This window comes from Methanobrevibacter sp. (assembly GCF_017431965.1).
In the GTDB taxonomy this organism is placed as follows: domain Archaea; phylum Methanobacteriota; class Methanobacteria; order Methanobacteriales; family Methanobacteriaceae; genus Methanocatella.
Genome location: NZ_JAFRKB010000010.1, coordinates 1 through 3,570, shown reverse-complemented (window position 1 = coordinate 3,570; position 3,570 = coordinate 1). Strand labels below are relative to the sequence as shown.

Here is a 3,570-nt window from a genome sequence, read left to right as displayed (position 1 = left end):
TTGCAATATAAAATAACTAATAAAATTCATGAAATAATGGGAAAAATACTGATAAGAATTAAATATATATGTCTCTTCGTTGTATATTATAATCTGAGAGCTAAAAGTAGTAAATATTTTGTAGAGTATACGGGCAAAATCCTTTGTACATAATTTGGATGTTATTTTACATATTAATCATTAATATTAAGTTTTTTATTCATTAACTTAATATAACTTATTTTATGATTTTGTTAAGTGGAATATGTTTATATTTTTAAAAAATAAGTCTTTTTTTAAGGAATTAATTTGGCCTTTTTTAGTAGGTATTTATATTTTGTATAGTTTTTTCAGTATATTGACTTTATATTTGGAGCTAATTCATTGAAAAATTATTAAGAAACACTTCATTTAATGTTTCTTAGTTTAGGTTTCCAATAATGTTGATGTGGACAGGTGGTATTCCATAGATTGGCCAATTTTAAGTTTAGTGGCCGAGGGATAATCAATCCTCGGAATCAATAATACATACACTTGATTTTTTCCAGTAACAGTTATTGCAAGTTTTGCACTTTGAACTTCCGTGCTTATTTTTCCTCCATTCAGTTAAAAAGCTTTGGCTTTTGACAAATGGCCTGTACATTGATAAATATTCTATATCTGTAGTATTTATCAACTCTTGAATTGTGTCCATATCGGACCACCCACCGCCTAAAACAACAGGGATTAAAACTTCTTTAGAGACATTATCTGCAAAGTCAACCAGCATGTTTTCGTTTGACTGTCCCTTTCTGAAGTATTGTGGGGATAAAAATTTAGTTATCTGCAAACTGTCTGCACCATTTTCAGAAAGTATTTTACATATCTCCAATGAATCATCAATGTCCTGATACAGATTTACTTTGCAATGAATATGCAAATCTGTAGTCTGTTTTATCAGTTGGATAATTTCTATAACCATCCTAACACGATTGAATGTATTTCCACCATACTGGTCATCCCTTTGGTTTTCAAAAGGATTCATGACTCGTGAGAGATAATAATTATTCCCTACATTTAACTGAATTCCATCAAAGCCTGCAAAGGCAACTTTTTTAGCCGCAACAACATAATCTGTCTGAATTTTTCTTATATCTTCAATTTCCAAATCATTGACTTCCATCATCTGTTTTCCATTGACATTGCAGTTGATAAAACCGATTTGTGCAAAAATCGGTGTGTCAAATTCATGGGTGATGTCTGTTACTTTTCTGAATTCCTTGATGAAGTAGGGGTAGTTGATATAATGTGAGTAATCGCTGAACCGGTCATGTGAATACATTGAAATCAGCTCGGTAACTATTATTCCGACATTGTTTTCAGCCAGCTTTTCATATCTTTCAAAAATTTCCGGAGTCAAATTCTTTTGGGATTCGTTTTCAGATTCCCACAGTCCTGATCGGATAATTCTACTTTTTAGGTTGAATCTACCAAATTTTGTATTATCAAATATGCTTTTCATGAATTAAGATTATTTAAAATAGTATAAAAAGAAGTCAGTAATTTAAGAATTACCAACAGTATTTAAAATATTGCAGTTAATAATTATTAGTATGGATTCACAAAAATTAGAGGCATTTGTCGATGCAGTGCTTGCAATCATTTTAACTGTTATCGTGCTTGAACTGCCCCAACCTGAAACTATTACATTTGCGGGTTTTTGGGCTTTAAAAACTAGTTTTTTTGCTTATATAACAAGTTTCATCGTTGTTTTGACTAACTGGTATTTTTTCCATATTATTTTTGAAATTATTAAAAAGATAAATGGTAAGGTAATAACCATGACAGGACTTGTTGTTTTTGTAATGTCACTTTTGCCCTATTTCACCCTTTTAATTTCAAATAACTTTTCTAACCTGAATGCACAGTTATGTTATTGTGGATTCTTCATTGTCATTGAATTGGCATATGATGTGCTCTTTTGGATGATAACCAATATTGAGCACAACAAGCAATTAAGTAAAATTTTAAATCTGAAAAGAACTGCAATCCATTTAATTTTCTATGCATTCGGAATAATTTTAGGATATTTCGTCATGCCTGAAATTATTGTTGCATTTGTATTCATTGCTGTTTTAACATGGTTTGTTCATGTTTACATGTCAATTAAAGATATCGATATCAATAGTGAAAACATTGACTAGTCTTTGTCCTGTAGCAGTTGTTGCATTTTTTGCATCTGGATTTTCCTTCGCCGTTATCCTTCCATGATTTTAAAAATCCCTCATCAGCAACAAAAGGTCTGTACATTGACAAAAGTCCAATATCTATCTGGTTTATGACTTCATTCATATGTGCCATGTCATCGAATCCTCCGCCTAGAATAACGGGAATCTCAACCTCATCAATCAGATTTTGGCAAAATTCAACCAGTTCCTTTTCGTCGGATACATCTTTGGTGAAATATAATGGAGATAACGGTTTTGTAACTTGAATGCTGTCTACACCTACTTTTTCAAGCAGTTTGCATATCTCAATACTTTCAGACGGATCGATTCCTCCTTTTCTTCCATCAAACGCATTTACCTTACATCCAATATGAAAATTGAAATTGTTTTTCATTACCTTTATAAGTTCTAAAACAATCCTCGTCCGGTTGAAAGTGTTTCCACCATAGTCATCTGATCTTTGATTAAAATAGGGGTTGATGAATTTGGAGAAAAAAAAGTTGTTTCCCAATGCCAGTTGTACTCCGTCAAAACCTGCCAATTTAAGTTTCTGAACAGCAACAATAATGTTGGACTGAATCTGGCGAATATCTTCCATTGTCAAATCGTTAACGTTAATGTCCAAATCGATTCCTCTATTATATTTAATGAATTCAATTTGGCCTAAAATGGGAACATCATAATCATGTGTGATTTTAGCCAACCTTTTTGCTTCAGCCATAAATTGTGGAGAAGTGCTTTTGATTGAATACTCTGAAAACTTGTCTTTCGGATAAATTGAAATCAGTTCAGTGATGATTAAACCTACGCCACTTTTAGCGATGTTTTCATATTTCTCATAAACTTCACTCATTGGCTGTGTTTGCCACAGGCCGGTTCTTACGACACGGCTTTTGAGTTTTAAATCGCCGATTTTGCAGTTGTCAAAAATGTCCTTCATGAATCTAGATTAGTAGAATATAATATAAAAATAGACTGGTAACTCTTGAATTACTCTATATTGAATGCTTTTTGATATTCGGCTAAAATTTCGCTTTTCTCATTATCATTGTATCCTGCATAATTCAGCTCATTGAAATAGTAGGATGTAATCTCAAAGATAATTTTATTTGTTTTAAGGCCTTTTTCTGTTAGAGAATACTCTGTTTGGATTCTTGAGCTGTCTTCAATTGTGGTTTTATTAATTAAATCATTTTCTTCCATATACTTTAAAGTTTCAGATAGAATATGGTTGCTGATTTCTGGATTTGCCTTTTTAAACTCGGAGAAATGTTTCATTCCTCTGAATATGTTTGAAAGTATGCAGAATATCCATTTCCTGTTAAAAAAATCCAATGTATTTCCAATTGGGCAAATATTATTTTCAGCCATATAATCAACCGCC

Annotated in this window: 4 protein-coding genes; 1 reads left to right on the top strand and 3 read right to left on the bottom strand. The window is 31.8% G+C overall.

What is annotated here, in order from left to right:
- Window positions 1–484 precede the first annotated feature (484 nt).
- Window positions 485–1,480: an NADH-dependent flavin oxidoreductase gene (locus IJI93_RS01165; RefSeq protein ID WP_292818693.1), complete on the bottom strand. Its 996-nt coding sequence runs from the start codon at window positions 1,478–1,480 to the stop codon at window positions 485–487.
- 91 nt (window positions 1,481–1,571) lie between these two features.
- Between IJI93_RS01165 and IJI93_RS01160 the strand changes: the two genes are divergently transcribed.
- Entirely contained in the window at window positions 1,572–2,162 is a 591-nt protein-coding gene (locus tag IJI93_RS01160) for a TMEM175 family protein (RefSeq protein ID WP_292818690.1), read from the top strand.
- On the opposite strand, the gene IJI93_RS01155 is transcribed toward IJI93_RS01160, so the two are convergent.
- Together IJI93_RS01155 and IJI93_RS01150 are read right to left on the bottom strand one after the other, a co-directional pair.
- Entirely contained in the window at window positions 2,140–3,126 is a 987-nt protein-coding gene (locus tag IJI93_RS01155; protein ID WP_292818687.1) for an NADH-dependent flavin oxidoreductase, read from the bottom strand. The two genes, IJI93_RS01160 and IJI93_RS01155, sit on opposite strands and share 23 nt — an antisense overlap.
- Window positions 3,127–3,176: 50 nt before the next feature.
- A partial coding sequence (locus IJI93_RS01150; RefSeq protein ID WP_292818684.1) for a helix-turn-helix domain-containing protein occupies window positions 3,177–3,570 on the bottom strand: 394 nt, incomplete at its 5' end.

What these genes read in the sequence shown, in the direction of transcription:
- IJI93_RS01160 (WP_292818690.1), top strand. Translation starts at nt 1,572, where the DNA reads ATGGATTCACAAAAATTAGAGGCATTTGTCGATGCAGTGCTTGCAATC.
- IJI93_RS01165 (WP_292818693.1), bottom strand. Translation starts at nt 1,480, where the DNA reads ATGAAAAGCATATTTGATAATACAAAATTTGGTAGATTCAACCTAAAA.
- IJI93_RS01155 (WP_292818687.1), bottom strand. Translation starts at nt 3,126, where the DNA reads ATGAAGGACATTTTTGACAACTGCAAAATCGGCGATTTAAAACTCAAA.